Annotated in this window: 21 protein-coding genes; 17 read left to right on the top strand and 4 right to left on the bottom strand. The window is 67.6% G+C overall.

The window, feature by feature from the left end; genetic code table 11:
• Window positions 1-2: 2 nt before the first annotated feature.
• Window positions 3-3689 (bottom strand): indolepyruvate ferredoxin oxidoreductase family protein, encoded by a 3687-nt coding sequence (locus AC2A1N_RS07825; protein WP_061479390.1) that lies wholly within the window; start codon window positions 3687-3689, stop codon window positions 3-5.
• Between the two features lie 168 nt (window positions 3690-3857).
• Between AC2A1N_RS07825 and AC2A1N_RS07820 the strand changes: the two genes are divergently transcribed.
• Window positions 3858-4493 (top strand): tetratricopeptide repeat protein, encoded by a 636-nt coding sequence (locus tag AC2A1N_RS07820; RefSeq protein WP_061479389.1) that lies wholly within the window; start codon window positions 3858-3860, stop codon window positions 4491-4493.
• A gap of 683 nt (window positions 4494-5176) precedes the next feature.
• On the opposite strand, the gene AC2A1N_RS07815 is transcribed toward AC2A1N_RS07820, so the two are convergent.
• Window positions 5177-6661: an AAA family ATPase gene (locus AC2A1N_RS07815; RefSeq protein WP_061479388.1), complete on the bottom strand. Its 1485-nt coding sequence runs from the start codon at window positions 6659-6661 to the stop codon at window positions 5177-5179.
• A 123-nt stretch (window positions 6662-6784) separates the two neighbouring features.
• Here AC2A1N_RS07815 and AC2A1N_RS07810 point away from each other — a divergent pair, with 123 nt between their 5' ends.
• The 9 genes from AC2A1N_RS07810 to AC2A1N_RS07770 all read left to right on the top strand — a co-directional run bounded on the left by AC2A1N_RS07810 (window position 6785) and on the right by AC2A1N_RS07770 (window position 15758).
• Window positions 6785-7414, top strand: coding sequence for a ParA family protein (locus AC2A1N_RS07810; RefSeq protein WP_005420986.1), 630 nt, complete (start codon window positions 6785-6787; stop codon window positions 7412-7414).
• Between the two features lie 49 nt (window positions 7415-7463).
• Window positions 7464-7940, top strand: a complete 477-nt coding sequence (locus AC2A1N_RS07805; protein ID WP_061479387.1) for a SixA phosphatase family protein — start codon at window positions 7464-7466, stop codon at window positions 7938-7940.
• Between the two features lie 4 nt (window positions 7941-7944).
• Complete coding sequence (locus AC2A1N_RS07800) at window positions 7945-8562, top strand: YceI family protein (RefSeq protein ID WP_005420984.1); 618 nt, start codon at window positions 7945-7947, stop codon at window positions 8560-8562.
• On the top strand, window positions 8559-10613 hold the full coding sequence (locus AC2A1N_RS07795) for a phospholipase D family protein (protein ID WP_484371940.1): 2055 nt from the start codon (window positions 8559-8561) through the stop codon (window positions 10611-10613). Before AC2A1N_RS07800 ends, AC2A1N_RS07795 begins: the two co-directional genes overlap by 4 nt.
• Before the next feature lie 10 nt (window positions 10614-10623).
• Window positions 10624-11058, top strand: a complete 435-nt coding sequence (locus tag AC2A1N_RS07790; RefSeq protein ID WP_061479385.1) for a hotdog fold thioesterase — start codon at window positions 10624-10626, stop codon at window positions 11056-11058.
• Between the two features lie 118 nt (window positions 11059-11176).
• Window positions 11177-11968: a lysophospholipid acyltransferase family protein gene (locus tag AC2A1N_RS07785; RefSeq protein WP_061479384.1), complete on the top strand. Its 792-nt coding sequence runs from the start codon at window positions 11177-11179 to the stop codon at window positions 11966-11968.
• 52 nt (window positions 11969-12020) lie between these two features.
• Window positions 12021-13010, top strand: a complete 990-nt coding sequence (locus tag AC2A1N_RS07780) for a YheT family hydrolase (RefSeq protein ID WP_484371982.1) — start codon at window positions 12021-12023, stop codon at window positions 13008-13010.
• 56 nt (window positions 13011-13066) lie between these two features.
• A complete protein-coding gene (locus AC2A1N_RS07775) occupies window positions 13067-15136 on the top strand; it encodes a tetratricopeptide repeat protein (protein WP_061479383.1) in 2070 nt (689 codons plus the stop codon).
• 10 nt (window positions 15137-15146) lie between these two features.
• Window positions 15147-15758 (top strand): YbhB/YbcL family Raf kinase inhibitor-like protein, encoded by a 612-nt coding sequence (locus AC2A1N_RS07770; protein WP_061479382.1) that lies wholly within the window; start codon window positions 15147-15149, stop codon window positions 15756-15758.
• Window positions 15759-15888: 130 nt separating this feature from the next.
• Here the strand turns inward: AC2A1N_RS07770 and AC2A1N_RS07765 are convergent, their stop codons facing one another.
• Window positions 15889-16716: an META and DUF4377 domain-containing protein gene (locus AC2A1N_RS07765; RefSeq protein WP_134968124.1), complete on the bottom strand. Its 828-nt coding sequence runs from the start codon at window positions 16714-16716 to the stop codon at window positions 15889-15891.
• A 73-nt stretch (window positions 16717-16789) separates the two neighbouring features.
• Window positions 16790-17584, bottom strand: coding sequence for an undecaprenyl-diphosphate phosphatase (locus AC2A1N_RS07760; RefSeq protein ID WP_061479399.1), 795 nt, complete (start codon window positions 17582-17584; stop codon window positions 16790-16792).
• Window positions 17585-17807: 223 nt separating this feature from the next.
• Here AC2A1N_RS07760 and glnA point away from each other — a divergent pair, with 223 nt between their 5' ends.
• The 7 genes from glnA (at window position 17808) to AC2A1N_RS07725 (ending at window position 25999) form a co-directional block, all read left to right on the top strand.
• Complete coding sequence (glnA, locus tag AC2A1N_RS07755; RefSeq protein ID WP_005420964.1) at window positions 17808-19217, top strand: type I glutamate--ammonia ligase; 1410 nt, start codon at window positions 17808-17810, stop codon at window positions 19215-19217.
• Between the two features lie 320 nt (window positions 19218-19537).
• Window positions 19538-19876 (top strand): P-II family nitrogen regulator, encoded by a 339-nt coding sequence (locus AC2A1N_RS07750; protein WP_004134334.1) that lies wholly within the window; start codon window positions 19538-19540, stop codon window positions 19874-19876.
• A gap of 22 nt (window positions 19877-19898) precedes the next feature.
• A complete protein-coding gene (amt, locus tag AC2A1N_RS07745; RefSeq protein ID WP_061479379.1) occupies window positions 19899-21326 on the top strand; it encodes an ammonium transporter in 1428 nt (475 codons plus the stop codon).
• Window positions 21327-21412: 86 nt separating this feature from the next.
• Entirely contained in the window at window positions 21413-22159 is a 747-nt protein-coding gene (locus AC2A1N_RS07740) for an N-acetylmuramoyl-L-alanine amidase (protein ID WP_242889673.1), read from the top strand.
• A 67-nt stretch (window positions 22160-22226) separates the two neighbouring features.
• Window positions 22227-23393, top strand: coding sequence for a murein transglycosylase A (gene mltA, locus AC2A1N_RS07735; protein WP_154350027.1), 1167 nt, complete (start codon window positions 22227-22229; stop codon window positions 23391-23393).
• Between the two features lie 107 nt (window positions 23394-23500).
• Window positions 23501-23815 carry a hypothetical protein gene (locus AC2A1N_RS07730; protein ID WP_484371935.1) on the top strand — a complete coding sequence of 105 codons (315 nt, stop codon included), beginning with the start codon at window positions 23501-23503 and terminating at the stop codon, window positions 23813-23815.
• Between the two features lie 138 nt (window positions 23816-23953).
• The gene (locus AC2A1N_RS07725; protein WP_242889674.1) at window positions 23954-25999 is read left to right on the top strand and encodes a TonB-dependent receptor; all 2046 of its coding nucleotides are present in this window, start codon (window positions 23954-23956) and stop codon (window positions 25997-25999) included.
• The last annotated feature ends 36 nt before the right edge of the window (window positions 26000-26035 follow it).

The following is a 26035-nucleotide window of genomic DNA, read 5'->3' as shown; positions in this document are numbered from 1 at the left end:
CGTCAAGCCACCTGCACGATATGCAGCGCCTTCGGATTGCGCCACTGCGCCAGCAGGGCCGCTTCGCGCGCCTTGGCCTGCGCGAAATGCGCTTCCTTGACATGGCCGAAGCCGCGGATGTGCTCGGGAACGCTGGCGATCTCCACCGCCAGCGACAGACGGTCGTCCTCCAGCCCGTCCAGCAGCACCTGCACCGTCGCCTCGTAATCAGCAATCAGCTTGCGTTCCATGCGGCGCTCCTCGGTGCGTCCGAACACATCGAAGCGGCCGCCACGCAGGAACTTCAGCTTCGCCAACAGACCGAAGGCCTTGAACATCCACGGGCCGTATTCCTTCTTCAGCAGCCGGCCCTGCTCGTCCTTCTTCGCGAACAGCGGCGGTGCCAGATGGAAGCGCAGCTGGTAGTCGCCCTCGAACTGCTGCTGCAGGCGACGCTGGAAGTCGCCGCTGGTGTACAGGCGCGCCACTTCGTACTCGTCCTTGTAGGCCATCAGCTTGAACAGGTAGCGCGCCACGGTCTCGGTCAGCGCAGTGGAACCGCCGATGCGGTCGGCTTCGGTGGCGCGTACGCGCGCTACCAGGTCACGGTAGCGCTTGGCGTAGGCGGCATCCTGGTACTCGACCAGGAACGCGGCGCGGCGCTCGATCATTTCATCCAGCGAGCGCGACAGGCGTGCGTCGTCCAGCGGCAGGAACGCCACGTCGCCACCGTGCGAGGGCAGGCCACGCAGTTCGCGTTCGTCGCCGGTGTTGCGCGGTGCCGCAGTGGCACCCCATTCATTGCCCTCCCACTCGCCTGGCGGCAGCGGATGCAGCGGGCCCGGGGTGGATTCGGTATCGGTATGGCGGTTGCGCACCAGGCCGGCCGCCTGCTGCACGGCCTGCGGATCGACCACGGCCAGGCGGCCCCAGGCGAACGCCTGCTGGTTCATCGCCACGGCGGCGCCGTTGAGTTCGATGGCGCGCATCAGTGACTCGAACGAAAGCGGCACCAGGCCCTGCTGCCAGGCGTAGCCGAGGATGAACAGGTTGGCGGCAATGGCATCGCCCAGCAGCGCGGTGGCCAGCTGGGTGGCATCGAGCAGCAACGGCTCCTGGCCGCCCAGTGCCACGCGCACGCCGGCGATGATGTCGGCGGCGGGGAACTGCATGTCCGGGCGGGTGGTGAAGGTGCCTGGCATCGCTTCGTAAGTGTTCAGCACCACCTGCGAACGGCCGGCACGGACCTTCGACAGCGCCCAGTAATCGTTGACCACCACCATGTCGCAGCCCAGCACCAGGTCGGCCTCGCCAGCGGCGATACGCACGGCATGGATGTCTTCAGGGCGACGGGCAATGCGGATATGCGTGGTCACCGCGCCGCCCTTCTGCGCCAGGCCGGTCTGGTCGAGCACGGTCGCGCCCTTGCCCTCCAGGTGGCCGGCCATGCCCAGCAGCGCACCGATGGTCACCACGCCGGTACCGCCGACGCCGGTGATCAGGATGTTCCAGGGCTGTTCCAGGCTGTCGCGGAGGGTCGGCGCCGGCAGGTTGTCCAGCAGCGTGGACGCATCGCGCTTGCTGCCCTTGCGCGGCTGGCCACCGTGCACGGTGACGAAGCTGGGGCAGAAGCCGTTCACGCAGGAATAGTCCTTGTTGCAGTTGGACTGGTCGATCTCGCGCTTGCGTCCGAACTCGGTTTCCTTCGGCAGCACCGACACGCAGAAGCTCTTCTTGCCGCAGTCGCCGCAGCCTTCGCAGACCAGCGAGTTGATCATCACCCGCTTCTGCGGGTCTTCCAGCTTGCCGCGCTTGCGGCGGCGACGCTTCTCGGTCGCGCAGGTCTGTTCGTAGATCAGGATCGAAACACCCTTCACTTCGCGCAGGCGCTTCTGCACTTCGTCCAGTTCGCTGCGGTCATGGAACTCGACGTCGCTGGGGAAGTGCTCGCGCTGGCCGGTCCACTTGCCGATGTTGTCCGACAGCACCACGATGGTGTGGATGCCTTCGGCGCGCATCTGCTTTGCAATGTCCGGCACGCTCAGCGGGCCGTCCACCGGCTGGCCGCCGGTCATCGCCACCGCATCGTTGTAGAGGATCTTGTAGGTGATGTTGACGCCGGCGGCGACCGCCTGGCGGATCGCCAGCGAGCCGCTGTGGAAGTAGGTGCCGTCGCCGAGGTTCTGGAACACGTGCGGGGTATCGGTGAACGGCGCCTGCCCGGCCCAGGTCACGCCTTCGCCGCCCATGTGGGTGAAGGTGTCGGTGCTGCGGTCCATCCAGGTCACCATGTAATGGCAACCGATGCCGGCCAGCGCACGCGAGCCTTCCGGCACGTTGGTGGAGGTGTTGTGCGGGCAGCCCGAGCAGTAATGCGGTACGCGCGGGAAGCTGGCGCGCGGCAACGCAAGCTCGGCTTCCTTCTCCTGCATCCACTGCAGCCGCTGCTCGATCGATGCGTTGTTGAAGAACTTCTGGATGCGGCGGCCGATCACGCCGGCGATGGTGGCCGGGGTCAGCTCGCCGGTGGACGGCAGGATCCATTCGCCAGTCTCGTCATACTTGCCGACGATGGACGGGCGCTGGCCCCAGCTGGCCGGCCAGTTGAAGAACTGTTCCTTCATCTGGCGCTCGATGAAGGCACGCTTTTCCTCCACCACGATGATGTCTTCCAGGCCCTGCGCGAAGCGCGCGATGCCCTGCGGCTCCAGCGGCCAGGTCATGCCGACCTTGTACACGCGGATGCCGATGTCGGCGCAGGCGGCTTCGTCCAGGCCCAGGTATTCCAGCGCCTGCAGCACGTCCAGGTAGCTCTTGCCGGTGGTGACGATGCCCAGCCGCGCGCGCGGCGCGTCCATCACCACCTTGTCGATGCCGTTGGCGCGGGCGAACGCCTGTGCGGCCTTCACCGCATAGCGGTGCAGGCGCATTTCCTGGTCCAGCGGCGGGTCCGGCCAGCGGATGTTGAGCCCGCCGGTCGGCATCTCGAAGTCTTCCGGCAGCACGATGCGGCGCGCCATCGGGTCGACCTCGACCGAGGCCGACGATTCGACTGTCTCGGCGATCGTCTTGAAGCCGACCCAGCGCCCGGTATAGCGGCTCATCGCCCAGCCCAGCAGGCCCATGTCGAGGATGTCCTGCACACCGGCCGGATTCAGTACCGGCATCATCGCGCTGACGAACTCGTCCTCGCTGCCATGCGGCAGGGTTGAACTGCGGCAGGCATGGTCATCGGCGGCCAGTGCCAGCACGCCGCCGTAGCGCGAGGTGCCGGCGGCATTGGCGTGCTTGAACACGTCGCCGCAGCGGTCCACGCCCGGGCCCTTGCCGTACCACATGCCGAACACGCCCTGCACGTTGGCGCCGGGGAACAGGTTGGTCTGCTGGGTGCCCCACACCATGGTGGCGCCCAGGTCCTCGTTCAGGCCGGGGGTGAACTTCACCTTGGCCGCGTCGAGGTGTTTGCGTGCGCGCCACAGCTCCAGGTCGAAGCCGCCCAGCGGGCTGCCGCGGTAGCCGCTGACGAAGCCGGCGCTGTCGATGCCTTCGTGCGCGTCGCGCAGCCGCTGCATCAGCGGCAGCTTCACCAGCGCCTGCACGCCACTCAGATAGATCCGCCCCTCGTTGCGGGTGTACTTGTGGTCGAGCGTGTAGTCACGGTCGATCAGGTCGGTGGAGGAGGGCGACGTGAGTTGCGCGGTACTGGTCATGGCTGGCCCGGTCAGGATCGGCTGGCACCGGCCGCATGCAGGCACGCGGCGGGAAAGGCGCGAATTGTAGCAGCGAGGCCCGGCCGCCCCGGCACTCGCGCCGGCGGCCATGCTGGGGTTAGGATCGGGGAGAGAGAGGGGGCTGCGGTTGCGGCCTGGGGAGAAGGGATGTCAGTTGCAGGAAAGATCCTGGGCAGCATGTTGCTGGTCTCGGGAACGGCCCCGGTGTGGGCCGCGCCGGCGGTGCCGGCACCACAGGAGTTCTACTTCGACAGCGATGCGGCCGCCGTGCCCATGATCGTGGTCCAGTCCGACGGGGATGAGCTGGTGGCGCAGCTGCTCAAGCAGCGCGAGCGCGGCCGGCGGACCGTGGAGGCCACCGTGCAGCTGGCGTCGGTGGCCATTGCCCAGGGCCGTACCGAACTGGGTGAACAGCTGTATCGCGAAGCGCTGAAGGATGCGCCGGTGCAGGGCAGCCTGGGCCGTGGCGTGCGCTGGAACTACGGCTGGGACCTGCTGCGTCAGGGCCAGCCCGAAGCCGCCCTGGAGCAATGGCAGGCCGCTGCCGGTGGTTCGCTGAGCAAGCCGGGCTGGTTGCCACCGACCTATGCGCTGGCGCTGTGGCGGGCCGGGCGGAAGCAGGAGGCAGTGCAGTGGTATGCCGCCGCAGTGCGTACCGAGCCGACGCAATGGAGCGACAGCAGCCGCTATGCGCAGTTGTTGCCGTTGTGGCGAGACGACGAGCGTGCCTCGCTGGCGGAAGTGCAGCAGGCGTGGGCGGCCGCGCCGCCGGCCTGGCCCTGAGGGTAGGGGGCGGCCGGGTTGCACCCGGCACCCGCAGAAGCAACAGCCGAAGCAACAGCCGAAGCAACAGCCGAAGCAACAGCAACAGCGGGCAGTCCGCGGGCGGGATGACGGGGTGGTGTGGGTTGGCAGGACACGCCGTAAACTCACCCATGGGGGCTCGATGGCGCCTTGCTCGTGTGCGCTGTCCTGCGCACACGGCAAGACCGGGGTTGGGCGTCCTGCCCAACCCGCCCGAGGCATGCCTCGGGCCCATGGCGCCAACGGACCTGCCAACCCACACCGCCCCGCCTCCGACAGTTCCCTGCTGCTGGTAGGTGTCGACCTTGGTCGACACGGTAGATCCACGTCATGCGTGGATGAATCTGTATCGGAATCGACTATTCGATATCTGATCGAAGAGCAGCCGAGCGTGGGCTCGGCTCTACAGAAGGCGGCCAACCAACCGGCTTTTGCTTTTGCTTCTGCTTTTCTTTTTTCTTTTCCGTGGCGGACGCACTCGGAAATTGTCAGAGGCCGGGCGGGGTGGGTTCGCGGGGGTGTCCGCGGCATGGATGCCGCGGCCAAGCCCCCATGGACGGGTTGACGGCGTCCCCCGCGAATCCATCCCGCCCGGCCAAGCGCGGCTTTTGATGTTCACGGTCAACCAGCCGCCACGAGGGGCTGCGCCGTTCGCTGGAAACTCAATCGTCCGCGGAAACTGTCCGCCCCGACGCCCACGCCCGCAATGCCTCCACCTGCTCGGCCATCAGCACCGACAGTGGCCGCGTGGCGCGGATCTCGGCCATCAGCAGCTCGGTGTCCAGCGGCCGGCCCTCGGCATGCGCCGCATACAGGCCGGCGACGATCGCCTGCTCGATCTCGGCGCCGGAGAACCCATTGGCGGCCGCCGCCAGCGCGGGCAGTGCGAAGTCGTCGGCGTTGAGCTGGCGCCGGCCCAGGTGCAGCCGCAGCAGTTCCACGCGCACTTCGGGGGTGGGCAGGTCGACGAAGAAGATCTCGTCGAAACGCCCCTTGCGCAGCAGCTCGGCCGGCAGTTCGTGCACCTGGTTGGCGGTGGCGACGATGAAGACCGGCGCCTTGCGTTCGGCCATCCAGGTCAGCAGGTAGCCGAGCACGCGGCGCGATACGCCACCGTCCTCGCCACCACTGGCCAGGCCCTTCTCGATCTCGTCCATCCACAGCACGCAGGGCGCCAGCTGCTCGGCCGAGGCCAGCGCCTGGCGCAGGTTGGCCTCGGTTTCGCCGTGGTACTTGTTGTACAGCGCACCCACGTCCAGGCGCAGCAGCGGTACACCGAAGCCGGCGGCGGTGGCCTTGGCCAGCATTGATTTGCCGCAGCCCTGCACGCCCAGCAGCAACATGCCGCGCGGCGGGTCCAGGCCGGCCGGTGCCGAGCCGGCGATGAAGGCCACCCGGCGCTGGCTGATCCAGCGCTTGAGCCGGTTGGCGCCGGCCACGTCGCCGAAGCGTGCGCTGTCGTGCTCGAAGAACAGGTGGCCGCTGCGGTTGAGCAGCTCGAACTTCAGCCGTGCCAGCTGCGGCAGGTCGTCGTCGCGCAGCGCGCCATCGGCGTAGATCAGCTGGCGGGCGATGCGGCGGGCATCGACCAGGCTCAGGCCCTGCAGGTTCTTCAGGATCTTCTTCACCGCCTCGCTGTCGACCTCGACACGGCGGCCGCCGTGTTCGCGCGCATAGGCGTCGGCCTCCTCGCGCAGCATCTTCAGCAGGGCGTTGGCATCGGGCAGGCGCGGGTTGAAGCGCACCGCCAGCGCTTCCAGCTCGGCCGGCAGCTCGACCTTGGCGCCGATCAGCACCAGCACGTGCGGTTCGCTGTGGCGGCGCTGGATCAGGTCGCGCAGTGCGCGCTGGTGGCTGGCATAGCCCAGGTAGGGGTGGAAATCGAGCAGCAGGTAGACACCGCGCTGATCAGCCTGGCGGATCATCTGCAGCGCGGCGCTGGCATCGGGCGGGCCGACCGGCGGATCCTCGCGGTCCAGGTCGATGCGGCGCAGGCCCTCCGTGATGGACCAGCGGTGCAGGGCCCGCCACACGTGCATCAGCGTCTGCCGGAACAGTTCGACGATGCGCCCCTCATCCTGGGTCTCGATCACGATCAGGGGGGTATTGGCGCGGATCAGTGCGCTCAGGTCCTGCAGTTCGCTCATGCCGGTTCGATCCTTCGGGGGCGCCACGATAGCAAAGGCGATGGCCACGGGTTCAGCACGGCGCTACCTCCCGTCACCACCGCCGGTGTACGCTCGGGGCACGTACCCGGAAGCGAGGCTGGCATGAAGACGATCCTGGTGGCCGGTTCCAAGGGCGGGGTGGGCAAGACCACCGTCGCCACCCACCTGGCCGCGTACGCGGCATTGCAGGGCAAGGCCACGGTGATCGCCGATGCCGACCCGCAGGGCTCCAGCACCCGCTGGGCACAACGGCGTGCCGGGCTGGAAAGCGCGGTGCTCCCCATCGATGTGTATCGGAAGAAGCAGTGGGCGCAGAAGCTGCCCGACGGTACCGATACCGTCATCATCGATGCACCCGCCGGTGCGCTGGCCGATGATATCCCCCATTTCCTGGACGCGGCCGACGCCGTGGTGGTGCCGGTGCTGCCCTCGGCGCTGGATATCGAAGCCATCGTCGGCTTCCTCAACAGCCTGGCCCAGAACCCGCGCGTGCACAGCCGCAAGCTGCCGGTAGGGCTGGTCCTCAACCGCACCAAACCCTGGACCCAGACCTCGCAGCAGGCATTGCAGATGCTGGCCGAATGGCCGTACCCGGTGGTCGCGCAGCTGCGTGACAGCCAGAGCTACGTGGTCATGACCGGCCTGGGCCGCAGCCTGTTCGACTATCGCTCCGCCCAGGTGCGCGAACACCAGGCCGACTGGGAACCGCTGCTGTCCTGGCTCAAGCTTTGATGCCTGCCTCACTTCTCCTGCTGCATCCTCTTCTCCATGGAAACCCGCGATGCGTGAACTGATCCTGCTGCGCCATGCCCATGCCGAACCCGCCGTTTCCGGCCAGGCCGACCTCGACCGGCCGCTGTCGCCGGTAGGGCTGGCCGAAGCTGAAGCCGCCGGCAAGTGGTTGAAGGAAAACAAGCTGCTGCCGGACTGCGTGCTGTGCTCGCCGTCGCGACGTACCCGTGAGACCCTGGAAGCGGTGATGACGGCCATCGGCTATGTCGAGAAGCGCCTGGAAGACCGGATCTACGAAGCCACCCCGGGCACCCTGGCGGCGCTGGTTGACGAGCGTCGCGACCTGGACCGGGTGCTGATCGTGGGCCACAACCCGGGCCTGGAGCAGCTGGTGGCCCTGATGACCGACGGCACCAGCAGCGACTACCGCGGCATGCCGCCGGGCGGCGTGGCCGTCCTCGGCTTCCCGCGCGAGGTCTCGATCGAGCCGGGCGTGGCCAGCCTGAACGCGTTCTGGTGGCCGTGATCCGATGAGCCAGGCGCGGCGCAGCCGCTTCCTGCTGCCCGCGTTGCTGGCGCTTGGCCCGGCCTGGGCCGCTGTACCCCCACCAACCCCGTTGCCGCCGGTGTCCGCCGAAGCACCGCGGGTACTGCGCCTGGATACCCAGCGCTCGCGGATCGGTTTCGAGGTGCGGACCCGTTTCGGCCAGCGCATCGAAGGCGTATTCCCGCACTTCGAGGGGCGCATCGAGATCCTGTCCGACGGGCGCCACCAGGTGCACCTGAAGATGTTCACCCGTTCGGTGGAGATCCCTGGCAAGGCGCGCTACACCGGCTGGATGCGCGGCGAAGAGTTCTTCGATGCAGGGCGCCATCCGGTGGTCGAGTTCGACTCGCTGCCGTACTGGCCGGAGACGGTGGAACAGGGCGGCGACATCAACGGCCGGCTGACCCTGCGCGGCGTCAGCCACCCCGAGTCGCTGCGGGTCGAGAAGGCGGAGTGCGCCCGACCCGGCTATGATTGCGATGTCGTCAGCCGCGGTACCGTGCAGCGAGGCCGGTATGGAATGGACAGCTGGCAGCTAGCCCTGAGTGACCGAGTGACCTTCGTATTACGTGCGCGCCTGAGCGAGGCGCCGAAACCGTGAACCTCCTGCTGCGTTTACTGGCGCTGGCAACGGTGTTGCTGGGCAGCGGCTGCGCGTCGCTGTCGCATGCCGAGCGCGACCGTGCCGAGGCGATCGCCGTGCAGGCGCGCTCGACCGTGGTCGGCTGCCAGCGCGCCGACCGCTGCGCGCAGGACTCACCGCTGCGAGCGCTGGCCGGCCGGGCGTTCACCGAATCCACCCCCGGACAGCCGCGCCACTACGCCACCCTGCTCGACGAGGGCGAAGGTGCGCTGGTGGCGCGCCTGAACCTGCTGCGCAGCGCTACCCGCAGCATCGACCTGCAGACCTACATCTTCGACAAGGACGACAGCGCCCGGCTGGTCATCGACGAGCTGCTGGCTGCATCGCGGCGCGGGGTGAAGGTGCGCGTGCTGATCGACCAGCTCTCGGCGATCTCCAACCTGCAGATCCTCGGCGCGCTGTCCGGCGCGCACCAGAACTTCCAGCTGCGGGTCTACAACCCGACCTTCGGCAAGGCCCGGCTGAACTACTTCGACTATGCCGGCAGCGTGCTGTGCTGCTTCCGCCGCTTCAACCAGCGCATGCACAACAAGCTGCTGGTGATCGACGATGCGATCGGCGTGGTCGGTGGCCGCAACTACCAGGACGACTATTACGACTGGGACCGCGAGTACAACTTCCGCGACCGCGACGTGCTGATCGCCGGCCCGGAGGCGCGGGCGATGGCCGCCAACTTCGATGCCTTCTGGCATGCCAGGCGCAGCGTGCCGGCCGAGCGCCTGAACGATGTCGGCCGCACCCTGCTGCGCGAGGGCGTGCCGACCCTGCCGCCGGCCAGCTTCCGCCGCCCCGAGCGGGTGCAGCGGGTCAGTGCCGAAGCCAATGACATGGACTTCGTCAGCCGTTCCTTCGTCGATACCGCCTTGCCGGTGGCCTCGGTGCGCTATGTCGCCGACCTGCCACGCAAGCACCGGCGCGAGAAGGCCGATGCGCCGCTGGCGGGCCAGCACGTGACCGAGCCGCAGCTGGATGCGCTGATCGCCGGCGCGCAGGAGGAAGTGATCCTGCAGACGCCGTACCTGGTGTTGTCCAAGCCGGCGCAGAAGCTGTTCCGCGAGCTGCGCAAGCGCCCGCAGCCGCCGCGGGTGGTGGTGTCCAGCAACAGCCTGGCGGCCACCGACAACCCGATCGTGTATGCGCTGTCGTACAAGTACAAGCGGCGCAACATGCGCGAACTGGGCTTCAACATCTTCGAGTACAAGCCGTTCCCGCTGGATGCACCGGTCGACTACCGCAACCTGCTGCCTGATCCGATCGCCGCGCCCGGGGGTGACGACGACGGCGGGCGCAATCCGCTGATCGGCGGCAGCGCCGCGGGCAGCAATGCCGGCGACAGCCGCGATCGCGATGAGCATCCGGCACCCACCGGCAAGCAGCTGGCGGTGAACCCGCGCACCGGCAGTGCCTACCAGAACGCGCGCGAGCGCCGCCGCGCGGCCGGCAGCGAGGTCGAGACCCGCCTGCTGCGCACCGAGACCCGGCCCTCCTTCCTGGGCAGCAAGGCGGTCAACAAGCCGTTGCCGGTCACCCGCAAGGGCGCGCGCATGGGCCTGCATGCCAAGTCGCTGGTGGTCGACCGCCGCATCGGCGTGGTCGGCACCCACAACTTCGATCCGCGCAGCGAGAACTACAACACCGAAGGTGCGGTGATCATCGATGACCCGGCCTTCGCCGAGCAGCTGGCCGAGAGCATCCTGCGCGATATCCACCCGCAGAACTCGTGGACGGTGGCGCCGCGGGCCAAGCCGCCGGTGCTGTCCGGGCTCAACTACAGCGTCGGCAAGGCCTCCGAGGCACTGCCGATCCTCGACTTCTGGCCGTGGCGCTATGCCACCGACTACGAGTTCAAGCCCGGCCCGGACTGCCCGCGGCCGCTGCCCCGGCAGGACCCGGACTTCCACCGTTGCTATGTCGCCGTGGGCGATTTCCCCGAGGTCAATGTCGGCCCGAAATGGCTGCTGGTCCGCATGCTCACTGCATTCGGCGCCGGCCTCGTTCCCATCCTCTGAAGGTGCCCGCATGAGCCTGGTGTTCCGCGAAGCCGTTTCCCTCGAGAAGCTCAACACGCTCAGCCGCAACACCGCGATCGAGTCGCTGGGCATCGTCTTCAGCGCGGCCGGCGACGATTGGCTGCAGGCCACCATGCCGGTGGACGAGCGCACCCGCCAGCCCTACGGCATCCTGCATGGCGGCGCGTCGGTGGTGCTGGCCGAGACCCTGGGCAGCAGCGCCGGCAACCTGTGCGTGGATACGGCCAAACAGATCTGCGTAGGGCTGGAGATCAACGCCAACCATGTACGCGCCGTTCGCTCGGGCACCGTGACCGGCACCGCACGTGCACTGCACGTCGGCCGCAGCACCCAGCTGTGGGAGATCCGCATCGAGGACGAGCAGGGCCGCCTGGTGTGCATCTCGCGGCTGACCCTGGCGGTGGTGGCGGCCGGCCACGGCTGAGCCCCGGACGGCCGGTGACGGCAGCGGAACCCAGCGTTCCCCGCCGATTGCCCCGGTCGATGAGTGTTATGGCCTAAATCGGCTGGCAGCGATGACGGCCCTCCGGTATCGTGCGCGGATGACTTCCCCCACTCCGGCCCCCCGCGGCGGCGTGGCGCGTGTGTGCCGTTACCTGTACCGCGTACCGCTGCTGTTGGTCCACATCGTTGTGTTCCTGCCGCTCATCCTGATCGGCATGCTTCGGCCGTGGGGCGAACTGCGCGTGGGCGAGGCGACCCTGGGGGCCAAAGTGGTCAACTGGTGGCAGGGCGGGCTGATGTGGATCTTCGGCTTCCGCCTGGTGCAGATCGGTACGCCGTTGCCCGGCGCCGTGCTGTTCGTCGCCAACCACGTCAGCTGGGTCGACATCTGCATCCTGCACAGCCAGCGCATGATGGGCTTCGTCGCCAAGCGCGAGATCGCCAGCTGGCCGTTGGTCGGTTGGCTGGCCGCGCGTGGCCAGACCATCTTCCACCAGCGCGGCAACACCGAATCGCTCGGTGGCGTGATGCAGGTGATGGCCGATCGCCTGCGCGAAGGCAAGGCGGTGGGCGTGTTCCCGGAAGGGCGCACCCGCGGCGGCCACGAAGTAGGCCCGTTCCATGCCCGCATCTTCCAGGCCGCGGTTGAAACCGGCGTGCCGGTGCAGCCGGTGGCACTGGTGTACGGGCTCAAGGGCGATGCGCAGACCATTGTCGCGTTCGGCCCCGGTGAGAGTTTCTTCGCCAATTTCCTGCGCCTGCTCGGTGAGCCGGCGCGGCGTGCAGAAGTGCACTTCCTGGCACCGATCGGTGCGCAGGACCTGGAAGGCCGTCGGCGCATCGCGGAGACGTCGCGCGCGCGCATCGTGGCGGCCATGAGCTCCGAGTGAGGGTGCGGTGGCCCTGATCCCGCCACCCGTCCTGGACGCCGGCACGCCGACGCTGCACGCGGCTAACTACCAGCCCCCGCGCTGGCTGCGCAATCCGCATCTGCAGTCGATGCTCAGCTCCAGCCGCATGCGCCTGCAGCGCGGCCTGCTGCTGCTGGCCGCGACCGGTGCGATCAGCGAAGAACTGATCCTCGACGGCGGTGATGGCGTGCGCCTGCAGGGCTGGCACAGCCACATCGAAGGCCGCGAACCCAAGGGCATGGCCCTGCTGCTGCACGGCTGGGAAGGCAGCGCCGAATCCAGCTACATGCGCATGGCGGCCGCGCGCATGCTCGAACAGGGCTTCGACGTGGTGCGGCTGAATTTCCGCGACCACGGCAATACCCATCATCTCAACCCCGGCATCTTCCACTCCAACCTGATCGACGAAGTGGTGCATGCCGCGGGCGATATCGCCCAGCGCTGGCCGCAGTTGCCGCTGGTGGCCGCCGGTTACTCGCTGGGCGGCAATTTCGTGCTGCGCCTGGCCCAGCGCGCGCCAGCGGCCGGCGTGCCGCTGCTGCGCGTGGCCTCGGTATGCCCGGTGCTGGACCCGGCGCTGACCATGGAGAGCATCGAGAACGGCCCGGCAATGTACGACTGGTACTTCCGCCGCAAGTGGGCCGGTTCGCTGCGGCGCAAGCGCGACCTGTTCCCCGAACTGAGCGACTGCGACGACCGCGTCCTGAAACTGGACATCCGCGCGCTGACTGCCTGGCTGGTCGAGCGCCACACCAGTTTCGGTTCGTTGCAGGCCTATTTCGATGGCTACTCGATTGCCGGCGATCGGCTGTCCACGTTGCAGGTGCCGGCCGACATCCTGATGGCGCAGGACGACCCGGTGATCCCCTACGCGACCTTCAGCGACTGGCAGCTGCCGCACCAGGCGCATCTGGAAACCGCCAGCTGGGGCGGACACTGTGGCTTCCTGGAAAACTGGCGCGGTGACGGCTTCTCCGAGCGCTGGGTGGCGCAGCGCCTGCAGCGCGTGCTGCAAGGCTGAACCGGCACGGGCGCGCAGGCCGCTACAATGCGGGTTTGCCCTTGAACCGGACCGCCATGCAAGACCAGATCATCCAAGCGTTGCGCCAGAACGAGGCCGACCAGGCCGTGCAGCTGGCCCAGGCGTGGACCCGTGATGAACCCGGCCAGGCCGAGGCCCACCGCTGGCTGGCGCTTGCGCTGCAGCAGCAGGGCAAGGCCGAGGACGCGATGGAGGCCCTGCAGCAGGCGCTGCAGCTGGCCCCGGACAACGCCCAGCTGCACCTGCAGCACGCTGGCCTGCTGCTGGCCCTGCGCCAGTTCGACGGCGCCGGCGAAGCACTGACGCGCACCACCGGGCTGGACCCGAACGCGTTCGCCGCGTACCTGATGCAGGCCCACCTGGCGATCGGTCGCAACGATTTCGATGAAGCGCAGCGCCTGTCCACGCTGGCCTCGCGTGTCGAACCGGACCACCCGGAGCTGCTGACCATCGATGGCATGATCGCGCTGCGCCGCGATGATGCCGATCGCGCGCTGACGCTGCTGTCGGCCGCCAACCAGGCCCTGCCCAACGACATCCGCGTGCTTTACGCACTGGGCTTCGCCTACCTGGGCAAGAACATGCTGGCCTTCGCCGAGCAGGCGTTCCGCCGCGTGCTGGAACTGAACCCGACCATCGCCTCGTTGCATGGCCTGGTGGTGCAGCTGGCCATGCGCCAGGGCAACCTGGAAGCTGCGGCAGAGGCGATGCAGATCGCGCTGCAGCAGGAAGGCCTGGATACGCCTTCGATGCGCCGCCTGGCCGGCGAACTGGCACTGCGCAGCGGCCAGCCGCTGCAGGCGCTGGAGCACCTGCTGCCGTTGCTGGAATCGCTGCCTGATGACCGCGACGTGCTGCAGCTGCTGCTGATGTCCTGGCAGCGCCTGGGTCGCGAAGACGAGGCCCGCGCACGCCTGGATGCCGCCCTGGAGCAGCACCCGCAGCTGCACGACCTGTGGCTGGCACGCCTGGCGGTGGAGGAGGTCGGCAGTGCCACCGCCGCCGCCACGGTCGAGCGCTGGATGGACGCGATGCCGGGCCACCTGCCGGCGCTGGAAGCGCGCCTGCGGCTGCACGACATGGTGGGCGAACACGCGCAGGCCGAAGCGATCGCCGAGCGTATCGTCAGCCTTGAACCGGGCCGCGTCAGTGGCGAAACCCGCCTGGTCGAAGGCCTGCTGCAGCGCGATCCGGCCGCTGCCGTCGCCCGCGTGCAGGCGCTGATCGGCATGGCGCCGGAAGGCCACCGTGCCGACCTGCGCACCTGGCTGGGCGAGATCCAGGATCGCGCCGGGCAGCACGAAGACGCGCTGCAGACCTGGCTGGCCCTGCAGGCCGACCAGGCCCCGCAGCGCCTGCCGCTGCCGCCGCAGGCCAAGGCACCGCCGAGCTGGCCGGACAAGGGCGAGATCGACGGTGATGCCACTTCCGCGCCGATCTTCCTGTGGGGTGCGCCCGGGTCGGGCGTGGAGCGCGTGGCGACCGGCCTGGCTGCGGCCAGCCCGGTGCTGCGCAGCGACCGCTATACCTCCAACGCACCCGACGACGCGTTCCAGAACTACCACACGCTGCAGGACCTCGCTTCGGGCGTGTTGACGCCGGAGCGGCTGGTGCAGCGCTGGCGCGAACAGCTGCCGTCGCGCGGCGTGCAGGACGACGCGATCATCGACTGGCTGCTGTGGTGGGACAACGCGCTGCTGTGGGCGCTGCGCCCGCAGTTGCCGCAGGGCCGCCTGCTGGTGGTGCTACGCGATCCGCGCGACATGCTGCTGGACTGGGTGGCCTACGGTGCGGCCGCGCCGCTGGCGATGACCTCGCTGGCCGAAGCCAGCGAATGGCTGGCGCGCGCGTTGGCCCAGGTCGCCGCCCTGCACGAGGACGATCTGTACCCGCAGGTGCTGCTGCGCATCGACCAGATCGGCAACGATCCGCAGGCGATGGCCGAACTGCTGGGCCGACTGTTCGAGCGGCCGATGCCGCCGGCCGCGCAGCTGGGCGCGCCGCGCTTCCCGCCGGGCCACTGGCGCAACTACCGCGACGCGATGAGCGCCGCCTTCGCCAAGCTCACCCCGATCGCGGTGCGCCTGGGTTACCCGGAAGAGTGAGGACACGCCGATGCAACTGAGCAGCCACAGCCTGACCAACGGTGCACCGATCGACCGCGAATTCGCCGCAGGCGATGCCGCGGGCTTCGCACCGGACCGCAATCCGCACCTGGCCTGGAGCGATGTGCCGGAGGGCACCCGTTCGTTCCTGCTGGTATGCGTCGATCCGGACGTGCCGACCGTGCCGGAGACGGTCGGCCGCACCGACATGAGCGTGCCACGCGACCAGCCGCGCTGTGATTTCGTGCACTGGGTGATGGCCGATATTCCGGCTTCGGTGCGCGAGATTGCCGCAGGCAGCTGCAGCGACGGCTTCGTGGTGAAGGGCAAGACCACGCCGGCCGGGCCGGCCGGCAGCCGCCAGGGCCTGAACGACTTCACCGACTGGTTCGCCGGCAACCCGGACATGGCCGGTGACTACCTGGGCTACGACGGCCCCTATCCGCCGTTCAATGACGAGCGCATGCACCGCTACTTCTTCCGCGTGTTCGCGCTGGACGTGGCATCGCTGCAGCTGCCGGCACGTTTCACCGCCGCCGACGCGTACCGGGCCATGCACGGCCACGTGCTGGCCGAAGCGGCACTGCACGGTACCTACACCTTGAACCCCGCATTGGCCTGAGCGGGCAATGTGCTTCTGTAGAGCCGAGCCCATGCTCGGCTGCTGTCTATCGGGAAAAGCAGCCGAGCATGGGCTCGGCTCTACAACGCACAATGAAGAAGGGCGGCCTTTCGGCCGCCCTTCTGTCGTTTTACTTCTTCTCGATGGCCGACTCGACCACCATGTCCAGCACGTACGCCTGCGACGGCGCATCAGCCGGCGGGTTCTTCACTTCGTAGCGCTTCACGCGCACCACGTTGCGCACGCCATCTTCGTGGGTGTAGCCCTCGATGTTGCCGTAGAAGTTCTCGAACTTGCCCGGCTCACCCTGCTTCAGGCCCTTGTCGTCGAACTTGACCTCACGCACCTGCAGGCACTGGTAGTCCGGAATCAGCGGGTGCGAGCACTTCTCGGTCTTCGCGGCCACTTCCAGGAACACGGTTTCGCCGGCGCCGCCGTAGCGGGTTTCAGCGGTCGGTTCCGGGTTGAACACCAGCACGTCGCCCTTGGCGTTGGTCAGGGTCAGCTTGCCATCGGCATCCTGCTCGGCCTTCAGTTCGCCCTGCAGGCGGCTCGACACGGCTTCGTCCAGCGCCATCAGCGCCTTGTCGGTGCAGGCCATCATGGTCGAGGCCATCGCACTGACCGTCAGCTTGCCGTCGGCCAGGGTGTAGCCGCCGCCCATGCGGTTGCAGGTATTGCTGACCGACAGGCGGCCCTCAGCGAAGTCCAGGGTGACCGGCTTGTCTTCACGGGCGAACAGCGCGTCGATGCGCTTGCCGTCGGCGCCGGTGGCCTGCTGCAGCAGCCAGTGCTGGCTCTGCAGGCGCTGCGCATCCAGGTGCGCCAGCGTCTGCTGGTCCGCTGCCTTGGTCGCGGCCGGGGCCACGTCGTCGCCGCCATTGCCGGCCGGGGCCGGGGTCTGGCTGCAGGCGGCCATCAGGGCCAGCGGGAGGAGCAGGGTGAGCTTGCGGTTCATGGTGATTCTCCTTGGGGAACCGTGGGGGAAACGGGGTGGGGCCGGCCATGGGGTTACCGTGCCCCAGTGCTGTTCAGCTGCCGGAGGGCAACCACAGCAGCAGCGCCGCGCCCAGCGCGATGCGGTAGAGGGCGAAGGCGGTGAACCGGTGCGACTTGATGTAGCCCATCAGCCACTTCACTACGACGAAGCCGGTGACGGCCGCGGCAAGGAAGGCCACGCCCACCTCGGTCCAGTTCTCGCTGCCCAGCTGCCCGTCCCTGGCCAGTTCCAGGAAGGTGTAGGCGCTGGCGGCGAACATGGTGGGAATGCCGACCAGGAACACGAACTCGGCGGCAGCGGCGCGGCGGCTCAGGCCCAGCAGCATGGCCAGGAAGATCGCCGAGGCCGAGCGCGAGGTACCGGGGAACACGCCCGCCACCACCTGCGCCAGGCCGACGCCGATCGCCACGGTCCAGGTCACCTGGTCGCGGTCGGGCAGGCGCGCGGTGTAGGCCTCCACCAGCAGCATCCAGGCGCCACCGATGATCAGTGCCCAGGCCACCGGGCTGACCGTCTCCGGCAGCGACCAGCCGGCCTTGCGCACCACCAGGCCGACCACGGCGGTGACCAGGAAGGCGGCGCCCAGCTTGAACAGGTACTCACGGTTCCCGCGTTGGTTGAAGCCGGTGGCCAGCTGCAGCAGGCGCTGGCGGAACACCAGCACCACGGCCACGATCGCGCCAGCCTGGATGACGATGTTGAAGAAGTCCGAGCGGGCACCCAGCCAGTGCTGGGCGATGAGCAGGTGGCCGGTGCTGGAGATCGGCAGGAATTCGGTCAAGCCTTCGAGGATGCCCAGCAGCAGGGCGGAGAGCAGGTCGGACATGGACGGTGCGGGCACGCGCGGCGGAAGGAAGAAGGTCGAGAGGATAGACGATCCCTGCTGCACCAAACGGGTGCGTCTGATGGCGGGTGCACCGGTTTGGTGCGCACCGTTCTGCACCAGCGCGGGGCAGCCATATTGAAATCAACAACTTGCGGGTATCAAAAAGTTGGCACGGTCATTGCTGTACCTCAGCAGGCATTCATCCCCATCCGAGGTCGTACCGATGTCCGTGGAAAACGTTGAGAAGCTGATCAAGGACAACCAGATCGAGTTCGTCGATCTGCGTTTCGTGGACATGCGTGGCGTCGAGCAGCACGTCACCTTCCCGGTCAGCATCGTCGAACCGTCGCTGTTCGAAGAAGGCAAGATGTTCGACGGCAGCTCGATCGCCGGCTGGAAGGGCATCAACGAATCGGACATGGTGCTGCTGCCGGACCCGTCCAGCGCCTACGTCGACCCGTTCTACGCCGATCCGACCATCGTGATCAGCTGTGACATCCTCGATCCGGCCACCATGCAGGCCTATGGCCGCTGCCCGCGCGGCATCGCCAAGCGTGCCGAGGCCTACCTGAAGTCCTCCGGCATCGCCGAAACCGCGTTCTTCGGCCCGGAGCCGGAATTCTTCATCTTCGACTCTGTCCGTTTCGCCAACGAAATGGGCAACACCTTCTTCAAGGTCGACTCGGAAGAAGCGGCGTGGAACAGCGGCGCCAAGTATGACGGCGCCAACAGCGGCTACCGTCCGGGCGTGAAGGGCGGCTACTTCCCCGTCCCGCCGACCGACACCCTGCACGACCTGCGCGCGGAAATGTGCAAGACCCTGGAACAGGTCGGCATCGAAGTGGAAGTGCAGCACCACGAAGTGGCCACCGCCGGCCAGTGCGAGATCGGCACCAAGTTCAGCACCCTGGTGCAGAAGGCCGACGAGCTGCTGCGCATGAAGTACGTCATCAAGAACGTCGCGCACCGCAACGGCAAGACCGTCACCTTCATGCCCAAGCCGATCGTCGGCGACAACGGCAGCGGCATGCATGTGCACCAGTCGCTGTCCAAGGGCGGCACCAACCTGTTCTCCGGTGACGGCTACGGTGGCCTGAGCCAGCTGGCGCTGTGGTACATCGGCGGCATCTTCAAGCATGCCAAGGCCATCAATGCCTTCGCCAACTCGGGCACCAACAGCTACAAGCGCCTGGTGCCGGGCTTCGAGGCGCCGGTGATGCTGGCCTATTCGGCCCGCAACCGTTCGGCGTCGTGCCGCATTCCGTGGGTCTCCAACCCGAAGGCGCGCCGCATCGAAATGCGCTTCCCGGATCCGATCCAGTCCGGCTACCTGACCTTCACCGCGCTGATGATGGCCGGCCTGGACGGCATCAAGAATCAGATCGACCCGGGTGCACCGAGCGACAAGGACCTGTACGACCTGCCGCCGGAGGAAGAGAAGCTGATCCCGCAGGTCTGCTCCTCGCTGGACCAGGCGCTGGAAGCGCTGGACAAGGACCGCGAGTTCCTCAAGGCCGGCGGCGTGATGAGCGATGACTTCATCGACGGCTACATCGCGCTGAAGATGCAGGAAGTGACCAAGTTCCGCGCGGCCACCCACCCGCTGGAATACCAGCTGTACTACGCAAGCTGACCGGGCGCGATGGCGGTGGGTTCCCCCTCCCACCCGCCGCCATCGCCTCCGTTCTCGCGGCTGGGGAGCCGCGGTTGTAGGGGGTCAGATCCGTTTCGCGCCGCGAAAGGGCTCTGACTCCACCCAGGGGCAAGAGAGAGACCGGATACGCGACCAGGGCCGCCCTCCCTCCCGCGTCGGTCGTGCAAGGAGAGAGGCACGGCCGTCCCGGCCCTGTACGTGTCCGGTGCAACAGCCACGGTCATCACCCTGATGACCTGTGGTTGCCTGATGCCAACGCGCGCTGGCGCGCTGGCCCCATCCACCATCGGGACATGCGCATGAAACTGATCTCCGCCATCATCCGACCGTTCAAGCTCGACGAGGTCCGCGAGGCCCTGTCCGATGCAGGCGTGTCGGGCATCACCGTGACCGAAGTGAAAGGTTTCGGTCGCCAGAAGGGCCACACCGAGCTGTATCGCGGCGCCGAGTACGTCGTCGATTTCCTGCCCAAGATCAAGATCGAAACGGTGGTCACCGACGAGCGTGCCGACGCGGTGATCGAAGCGATCCAGTCGTCGGCAGGCACCGGCAAGATCGGTGACGGCAAGATCTTCGTCACCGCCGTTGAACAGGTCATCCGCATCCGCACCGGCGAAATCGGTGCCGACGCGCTGTAACCCCCTTCCGGAGATTCCCCCCATGAAGATGCGCCTTCTCACCGGGTGGCAAGCCCGGTTCCATGTCGTGTGGCTGTTGATGCTGCTCAGCGCGTTCGCCGCCGGTGCGTGGCCGGGCAGCGCCCATGCCCAGGCACAGGTGTCGCCGCTGCCGAGCGAAACCGTAGCGGTTGAACCGTTGCAGGCCCCGGTGGCCGCAGCACCTGCCGCTGCCGAAGCAGCGGCCCCGGCGTTCGACCACGGCGACGTCGCCTGGATGCTTACCTCCACGTTGCTGGTGCTGCTGATGGTGGTGCCCGGTCTGGCCCTGTTCTACGGCGGACTGGTGCGTTCGAAGAATGTGCTGTCGGTGCTCAGCCAGATCCTGGTGGTGTTCTCGCTGGTGCTGCTGCTGTGGGTGGCCTACGGCTACAGCGCGGTGTTCAGCGCGGGCAATCCATTCTTCGGTTCGTTCACCGAGTTCGCCTTCCTCAAGGGCTTCACCCCGGATTCGGTGGGCAACACGCCGATCAAGGGCCTGCCGGATTACCTGTTCGTCGCCTTCCAGTCGACCTTCGCCGGCATCACCACCGCGCTGATCGTCGGTGCCTTCGCCGAGCGCATCAAATTCCGTGCGGTACTGCTGTTCTCGGCACTGTGGTTCACCCTCAGCTACATCCCGATGGCACACATCGTCTGGGGCGGCGGCTACCTGGGTGAACTGGGCGCGATCGACTTCGCCGGTGGCACCGTGGTGCACATCAATGCGGGCGTGGCCGGCCTGGTCGGCGCGTGGTTCGTCGGCAAGCGCCTGGGCTACGGCCAGACCGCGCTGAAGCCGCACAACGTGCCGTTTACCTACATCGGCGCCATGCTGCTGTGGGTGGGCTGGTTCGGCTTCAATGCCGGTTCCGCCGCCGCCGCCGATACGGTGGCCTCGCTGGCCTTCCTCAACACCGTGCTGGCCACCGCTGCTGCCGTGCTTGGCTGGACCCTGGTGGAGGCGATCGGCAAGGGCAAGCCGTCGGCGCTGGGTGCGGCCTCGGGTGCGGTGGCCGGGCTGGTCGGCATCACCCCGGCCTGTGGCACCGTCGGGCCGCTTGGCGCGATCGTGATCGGCTTTGTCGCCGGCGTGGTCTGCGTGTGGGGCGTGACCGGTCTCAAGCGCCTGCTGAAAGTGGACGACACGGCCGACGTGTTCGGTGTGCATGGTGTCGGCGGCATCGTCGGCGCGATCCTCACCGGCGTTTTCAGTGCACAGTCGCTGGGCGGTACCAAGGCCGATCTGGATATCGCCCATCAGGTGTGGGTGCAGGTGGTCAGCGTCGGCCTGACCGTACTGTGGTCGGCGGTGGTGACCGCAGTCATCCTGCTGGTGGTCAAGCTCGTGGTCGGCCTGCGCGTGACCGAGGAAGCAGAGCGCACCGGCCTGGATGTGACTTCGCACGGCGAGTCTGCCTACGAGGCCTGAGGTAGCGGCGTACTGACGTGGTGGGTGCCGACCGTTGGTCGGCACCCTGGTATGCATCATCAAGCGCAATCGCGCACAATCAGGCCATGCAACCGATCCGCACCACTGTGATGCTCTCGGCCTGCCTGCTGCTGGCCGCCTGCGCTTCCACGCCACGAGAGACGCACAACCCGCTCGCCACCTGGGTGCCATCACCCAACCAGAACGCGCGCACGCCGGTCATCATCGTCATCCACCACACCGAGCAGAAATCGGTGCAGCAGAGCCTGCATACGTTGCGCACCGCCAACAGCGGCGGGCCGGTCAGTGCGCACTACCTGATCGGCGCCGATGGCCATCGTTACCAGCTGGTCGCCGATGAGCGCCGCGCCTGGCACGCCGGCGCCGGGCGCTGGGGCACCATCACCGATCTCAACTCGGCCTCGATCGGCATCGAACTCGACAACGATGGCCGCAGCCCGTTCAGTGCGGCACAGATCGAATCGCTGATCCTGCTGCTGCGTGATCTCACCACGCGCCTGAACATCCCGCCGCGCCAGGTGATCGGCCATGCCGACCTGGCGCCGACGCGCAAGCAGGATCCCAGCCGCTTCTTCCCGTGGCAACAGCTGGCCGAGGCCGGTTTCGGCGTCTGGCCGCGCGCGGCCGACGGCGCGGCACCGGAAGGCTTCGACGCGTGGAATGCGCTGGCCCGCTTCGGCTATCCGCTCGACAACCGCGAAGCCACCGTCGCCGCCTTCCACCGCCGCTTCCGTGGCCGCGACGACCTGCCGAAGACGCTGGATGCCGAGGACGCCCGTATCCTGCATTCGTTGCTGCTGCAGATGCCGTGACCCCGCGCATGAACGCTTGACCCCGCGCTGGGTTGCCGCCCAGCGGCCAGCACTCCACCATGGCGGCATGATCGATTCCGCTACCTTCTTCAAGCGCAAGCACTGGACCCTGTTAGCAGCGGCGGTGCTCGCCGGTTGCGCCACCACCGCTCCCCGCACGGGCTCCGAAGCGCCGACGCCGACCTCGTCGCCGGCGGCCACCTACGCCAAGGTCGACTGGAAAGCCCTGCCAGCGGTCTCGGACAGCGATCTGCAGGCCGGCTTCGTTGCCTGGCGCAGCAGCTGCACCCGCCTGAAGAATGATGCGGTCTGGGCCAAGCCCTGTGCCACCGCCGCGACGGTGGCGGACAAGGACCCGGCCGCGATCCGCCAGTTCCTGCAGCGCGACCTCGATGCCTACGCGCTGCGTGCCGGTGGCCACCAGGCCGACGGGCTGATTACCGGCTACTACGAGCCGATCTACCCCGGCAGCCTCACCCGCACCGACAAAGCGACGGTGCCGGTCTACGGCACGCCGGATGATCTGGTGGTGGTGCAACTGGACAGCCTCTACCCGGAACTGAAGGGCAAGCGCCTGCGCGGTCGCGTCGAAGGCAAGGTGCTCAAGCCCTATGACGACGCCGGCACCATCGCGGCCAAGGGCGCCAAGGCGCCGGTGCTGGCCTGGCTGACCGACCCGATGGACCTGCAGCTGCTGCAGATCCAGGGGTCTGGCCGCGTGCGCCTGGCCGATGGCAAGCAGGTGCGGCTGGCCTATGCGGAACAGAACGGCCACCCGTACCGCGCGATCGGTCGCTGGCTGGTGGACCAGGGCCAGCTGAAGAAGGAAGACGTCACCATGGACGCGATCCGCGCCTGGGCACGGGCCAACCCCGCGCGCGTACCGGAACTGCTGCGCAGCAACCCCAGCTACGTGTTCTTCGTGCGCAACCCGGACAGCCCGGAGGGGCCACGGGGTTCACTGAACGTGCCGCTCACCGCGGGCTACAGCGTGGCGGTGGATCGCACCGTGGTGCCACTGGGCAGCCTGCTGTGGCTGTCCACCACGCGCCCGGACGGCACCCCGGTGGTGCGCCCGGTGGCTGCGCAGGACACCGGCGGCGCCATCGCCGGCGAAGTGCGCGCCGACCTGTACTGGGGCAGCGGCGATGCCGCCGGCAAGCTGGCTGGCGACATGAAGCAGAAGGGCAACATCTGGATGCTGTGGCCGAAGGGCGTGCCCCTGCCCAACTGAACCGGCAAGGGTCGGACCCCTTCCAAAGGAAAGGGCTCTGACCCCGGATGCCTGATAATGGCGCCATTCCGTACTTTCCGGCCGCGCCTGCGGCCAGGGCTCCTGCAATGACCTACGCAAAGCACAACGCAAAATCCGGCGCGAAATCCGCCGCAAAGAAGTACTACAAGCACTGGGCCGAATCGGGCCTGGGCAAGGGCAATGTGCTGATGGAAGCGCGCGGCGAGAAGATCGTGCGGCAGGTGGAAATCTACGGGACCAAGATGGTCTGGGCCGACGAGCATGCCCACAGCGACGACCGCTTCCTGCTGGCCGACCAGCCAGTGTCGTTCCTGGATCTCGACGAGGACGACGAAATTTCCGCGCGTGAATTCGAAGCCGCCTGGAAGAAGGCACGGGAAGCCACCGGCTACCCGGTGTAGTCCCCCTCGCCACCCGTCTTTGTAGAGTCGAGCCACGCTCGACTGCCGTTTGCCAGCAGCAGTCGAGCGTGGCTCGACTCTACAACGGCTACATGTGAAATGTTATATAATTACATTTTATCGTAGCCGCCCCTTCCCATGAAGACTCCCACCCTGGTGGCCGCCCTCGCCGCCGCACCGTTTGCTCCTGAAGCTTTCGCACAGTCCGCCGACGCCGCGCTCACTCTCGGCAAGGTGCAGGTGCACCAGCACGGCGAAGGCCAGCTCAGTGCGCATCAGGTACTGACCTCGGTGGACGTCCTGGGTGAAGACCAGATCGAAAACCGCAACGTCTCGCACAGCTGGGAACTGCTCGGGCAGATGCCCGGCATCCAGCTCACCGAAACCCGGCAGGGCGCCGAATCGGGCAAGGTCAGCTTCCGCGCCTTCAACGGTGAGGGCTACCTCAATGCCATCAAGACGCTGATCGATGGCATCCCCAGCAACGTCAACAGCGGCAACCAGCGCTTCATCGACATGCTGTTCCCGCTGGACATCAGCTACATCGAAGTGGTGCGCGGTACCAACGACCCGCGCTACGGCCTCCACAACATCGGCGGCAACGTGAACTTCGGTACGCGCCAGGGTGGCAGCTACACCGATGCGCGCCTGGCCTACGGCAGCTATAACACCCGCGATGCGCAGCTGGCAGTCGGCCGCGAAGCCGATGGCTTCGCGCAGAACTATTTCGTCGGCACCCAGGCCAGCGACGGCTACCGCGACCACGACACCTCGAAGAAATATTCGCTGGGCGGCAAGTGGTTCTATGGCTCGCTGGACGACGGCCTGCGCGTGGGCCTGACCGCCCGTGCGTACCACCACGAAGCCGACGAACCCGGCTTCATGACCGCCGACGAGCTGCGCACGCACCGCCGTGGCAGCGAGCTGCGCAACGGCAACGATGGTGATGACCGCGACATGCGCCAGCTTGCCGCGCACCTGGACATGAAACTGTCCGACGCACTCACCCTTGGCACGCGGCTGTACTACAACCGCTACGAAGACGATCGCCGCGTGACCTTCAGCAACCTGCCCACCGGCAACCTGCCGCGCCAGCGCCGCGTGTGGGACGAGCGGCAGCATGGCCTGCTCAGCACGCTCACCTGGCAGGCCAGCCCCACGCTCACTGTCGAAGGTGGCCTGAACTACGAGCAGCAGGACAACGGCTACCTCCGCGAGCGCTACGCCTACGCCGAACCCACTGATTTCAGCCAGCCGCCAGCGCGGGTGCAGAACAATGATCGCCACAGCTTCGACAACTGGGGCGCCTACGTGCAGGCCGTCTACCAGCCCGTCCAGGCCTGGAAGATCGTGCCGGCCTATCGTATCGATCGCTTCAGTGGCCGCACCCACCTGATGAACGGCGTCAGCGGCCGCCTGCAGGACTACGGCAGCATCGGCCAGCCCAAGCTGAGCGTCATCCACAGCCTGGGCCAGACCACCCATGTCTACGCGAACTGGGGCCGCACCTTCCAGGTGCTGACCGGCTCCACCGCACCGGCCTACCTCACCCCGGGGCAGGCGCCCCTGCAGCCGTCCACCAACACCGGCATGGAGCTGGGCCTGAAATTCCAGCCGTTTGCCGGCAGCCAGGCACGCCTGGCGGTGTGGCAGCAGGACGCGGAAAACGAGGTGTCCAACATGCCGGCCACCGGCACCACGGTCACCCTGGGCAAGACCCGCCGGCGCGGGGTGGATGCGCAGTTGAGCCTGCAGCTGGGCGACGACTGGACGGTATGGGCGTCGCACGCCTACCAAGAAGCGAAGATCACCCGCGACGACCGCGATGCCAGCATTTCCCTGCAGGGCCGGGAAGTGGCCGCCACCCCGCGCCACATCAGCAACCTGGGCGTGGACTACCGCGCCACGGATGCGCTGCGGCTGGGCCTGCAGGCGCGTGCACAGGGCGATTACTACCTGGAAGAGCGCAACGTGGCCGGCAAGTTCGGAGGCTTCGCCGTGCTCGACCTCAGCGCGGCCTACCAACTCACCCCGCGTTTCAGCGTGGACCTGCAGCTGAAGAACGTGACCGGCCGCGAGTACGCCTACGCCTGGTACGACAGCTTCTTCTGGGACAGCGCACGCCCGATGTTCTCGCCGGCCCCGGGCCGCAGCGTGTTCGTCGGCCTCAACATGAAGCTGTAACCGGCCACGCATGTGGTCGTGGTCGAGCTTGCTCGA

The organism is Stenotrophomonas maltophilia group sp. SKK55, from assembly GCF_057179845.1.
This window is presented reverse-complemented; position numbering and strand designations above follow the sequence as displayed.

Excerpts from the sequence above, each read along its gene's own strand:
- AC2A1N_RS07825 (WP_061479390.1), bottom strand. The coding sequence starts at position 3,689 with ATGACCAGTACCGCGCAACTCACGTCGCCCTCCTCCACCGACCTGATC.
- amt (WP_061479379.1), top strand. The coding sequence starts at position 19,899 with ATGAAGATGCGCCTTCTCACCGGGTGGCAAGCCCGGTTCCATGTCGTG.
- AC2A1N_RS07740 (WP_242889673.1), top strand. The coding sequence starts at position 21,413 with ATGCAACCGATCCGCACCACTGTGATGCTCTCGGCCTGCCTGCTGCTG.
- AC2A1N_RS07805 (WP_061479387.1), top strand. The coding sequence starts at position 7,464 with ATGCGTGAACTGATCCTGCTGCGCCATGCCCATGCCGAACCCGCCGTT.
- AC2A1N_RS07725 (WP_242889674.1), top strand. The coding sequence starts at position 23,954 with ATGAAGACTCCCACCCTGGTGGCCGCCCTCGCCGCCGCACCGTTTGCT.
- AC2A1N_RS07810 (WP_005420986.1), top strand. The coding sequence starts at position 6,785 with ATGAAGACGATCCTGGTGGCCGGTTCCAAGGGCGGGGTGGGCAAGACC.
- AC2A1N_RS07790 (WP_061479385.1), top strand. The coding sequence starts at position 10,624 with ATGAGCCTGGTGTTCCGCGAAGCCGTTTCCCTCGAGAAGCTCAACACG.
- AC2A1N_RS07730 (WP_484371935.1), top strand. The coding sequence starts at position 23,501 with ATGACCTACGCAAAGCACAACGCAAAATCCGGCGCGAAATCCGCCGCA.
- AC2A1N_RS07750 (WP_004134334.1), top strand. The coding sequence starts at position 19,538 with ATGAAACTGATCTCCGCCATCATCCGACCGTTCAAGCTCGACGAGGTC.
- mltA (WP_154350027.1), top strand. The coding sequence starts at position 22,227 with ATGATCGATTCCGCTACCTTCTTCAAGCGCAAGCACTGGACCCTGTTA.
- AC2A1N_RS07760 (WP_061479399.1), bottom strand. The coding sequence starts at position 17,584 with ATGTCCGACCTGCTCTCCGCCCTGCTGCTGGGCATCCTCGAAGGCTTG.
- AC2A1N_RS07775 (WP_061479383.1), top strand. The coding sequence starts at position 13,067 with ATGCAAGACCAGATCATCCAAGCGTTGCGCCAGAACGAGGCCGACCAG.
- AC2A1N_RS07800 (WP_005420984.1), top strand. The coding sequence starts at position 7,945 with ATGAGCCAGGCGCGGCGCAGCCGCTTCCTGCTGCCCGCGTTGCTGGCG.
- AC2A1N_RS07815 (WP_061479388.1), bottom strand. The coding sequence starts at position 6,661 with ATGAGCGAACTGCAGGACCTGAGCGCACTGATCCGCGCCAATACCCCC.
- AC2A1N_RS07820 (WP_061479389.1), top strand. The coding sequence starts at position 3,858 with ATGTCAGTTGCAGGAAAGATCCTGGGCAGCATGTTGCTGGTCTCGGGA.
- AC2A1N_RS07765 (WP_134968124.1), bottom strand. The coding sequence starts at position 16,716 with ATGAACCGCAAGCTCACCCTGCTCCTCCCGCTGGCCCTGATGGCCGCC.
- AC2A1N_RS07770 (WP_061479382.1), top strand. The coding sequence starts at position 15,147 with ATGCAACTGAGCAGCCACAGCCTGACCAACGGTGCACCGATCGACCGC.
- glnA (WP_005420964.1), top strand. The coding sequence starts at position 17,808 with ATGTCCGTGGAAAACGTTGAGAAGCTGATCAAGGACAACCAGATCGAG.
- AC2A1N_RS07785 (WP_061479384.1), top strand. The coding sequence starts at position 11,177 with ATGACTTCCCCCACTCCGGCCCCCCGCGGCGGCGTGGCGCGTGTGTGC.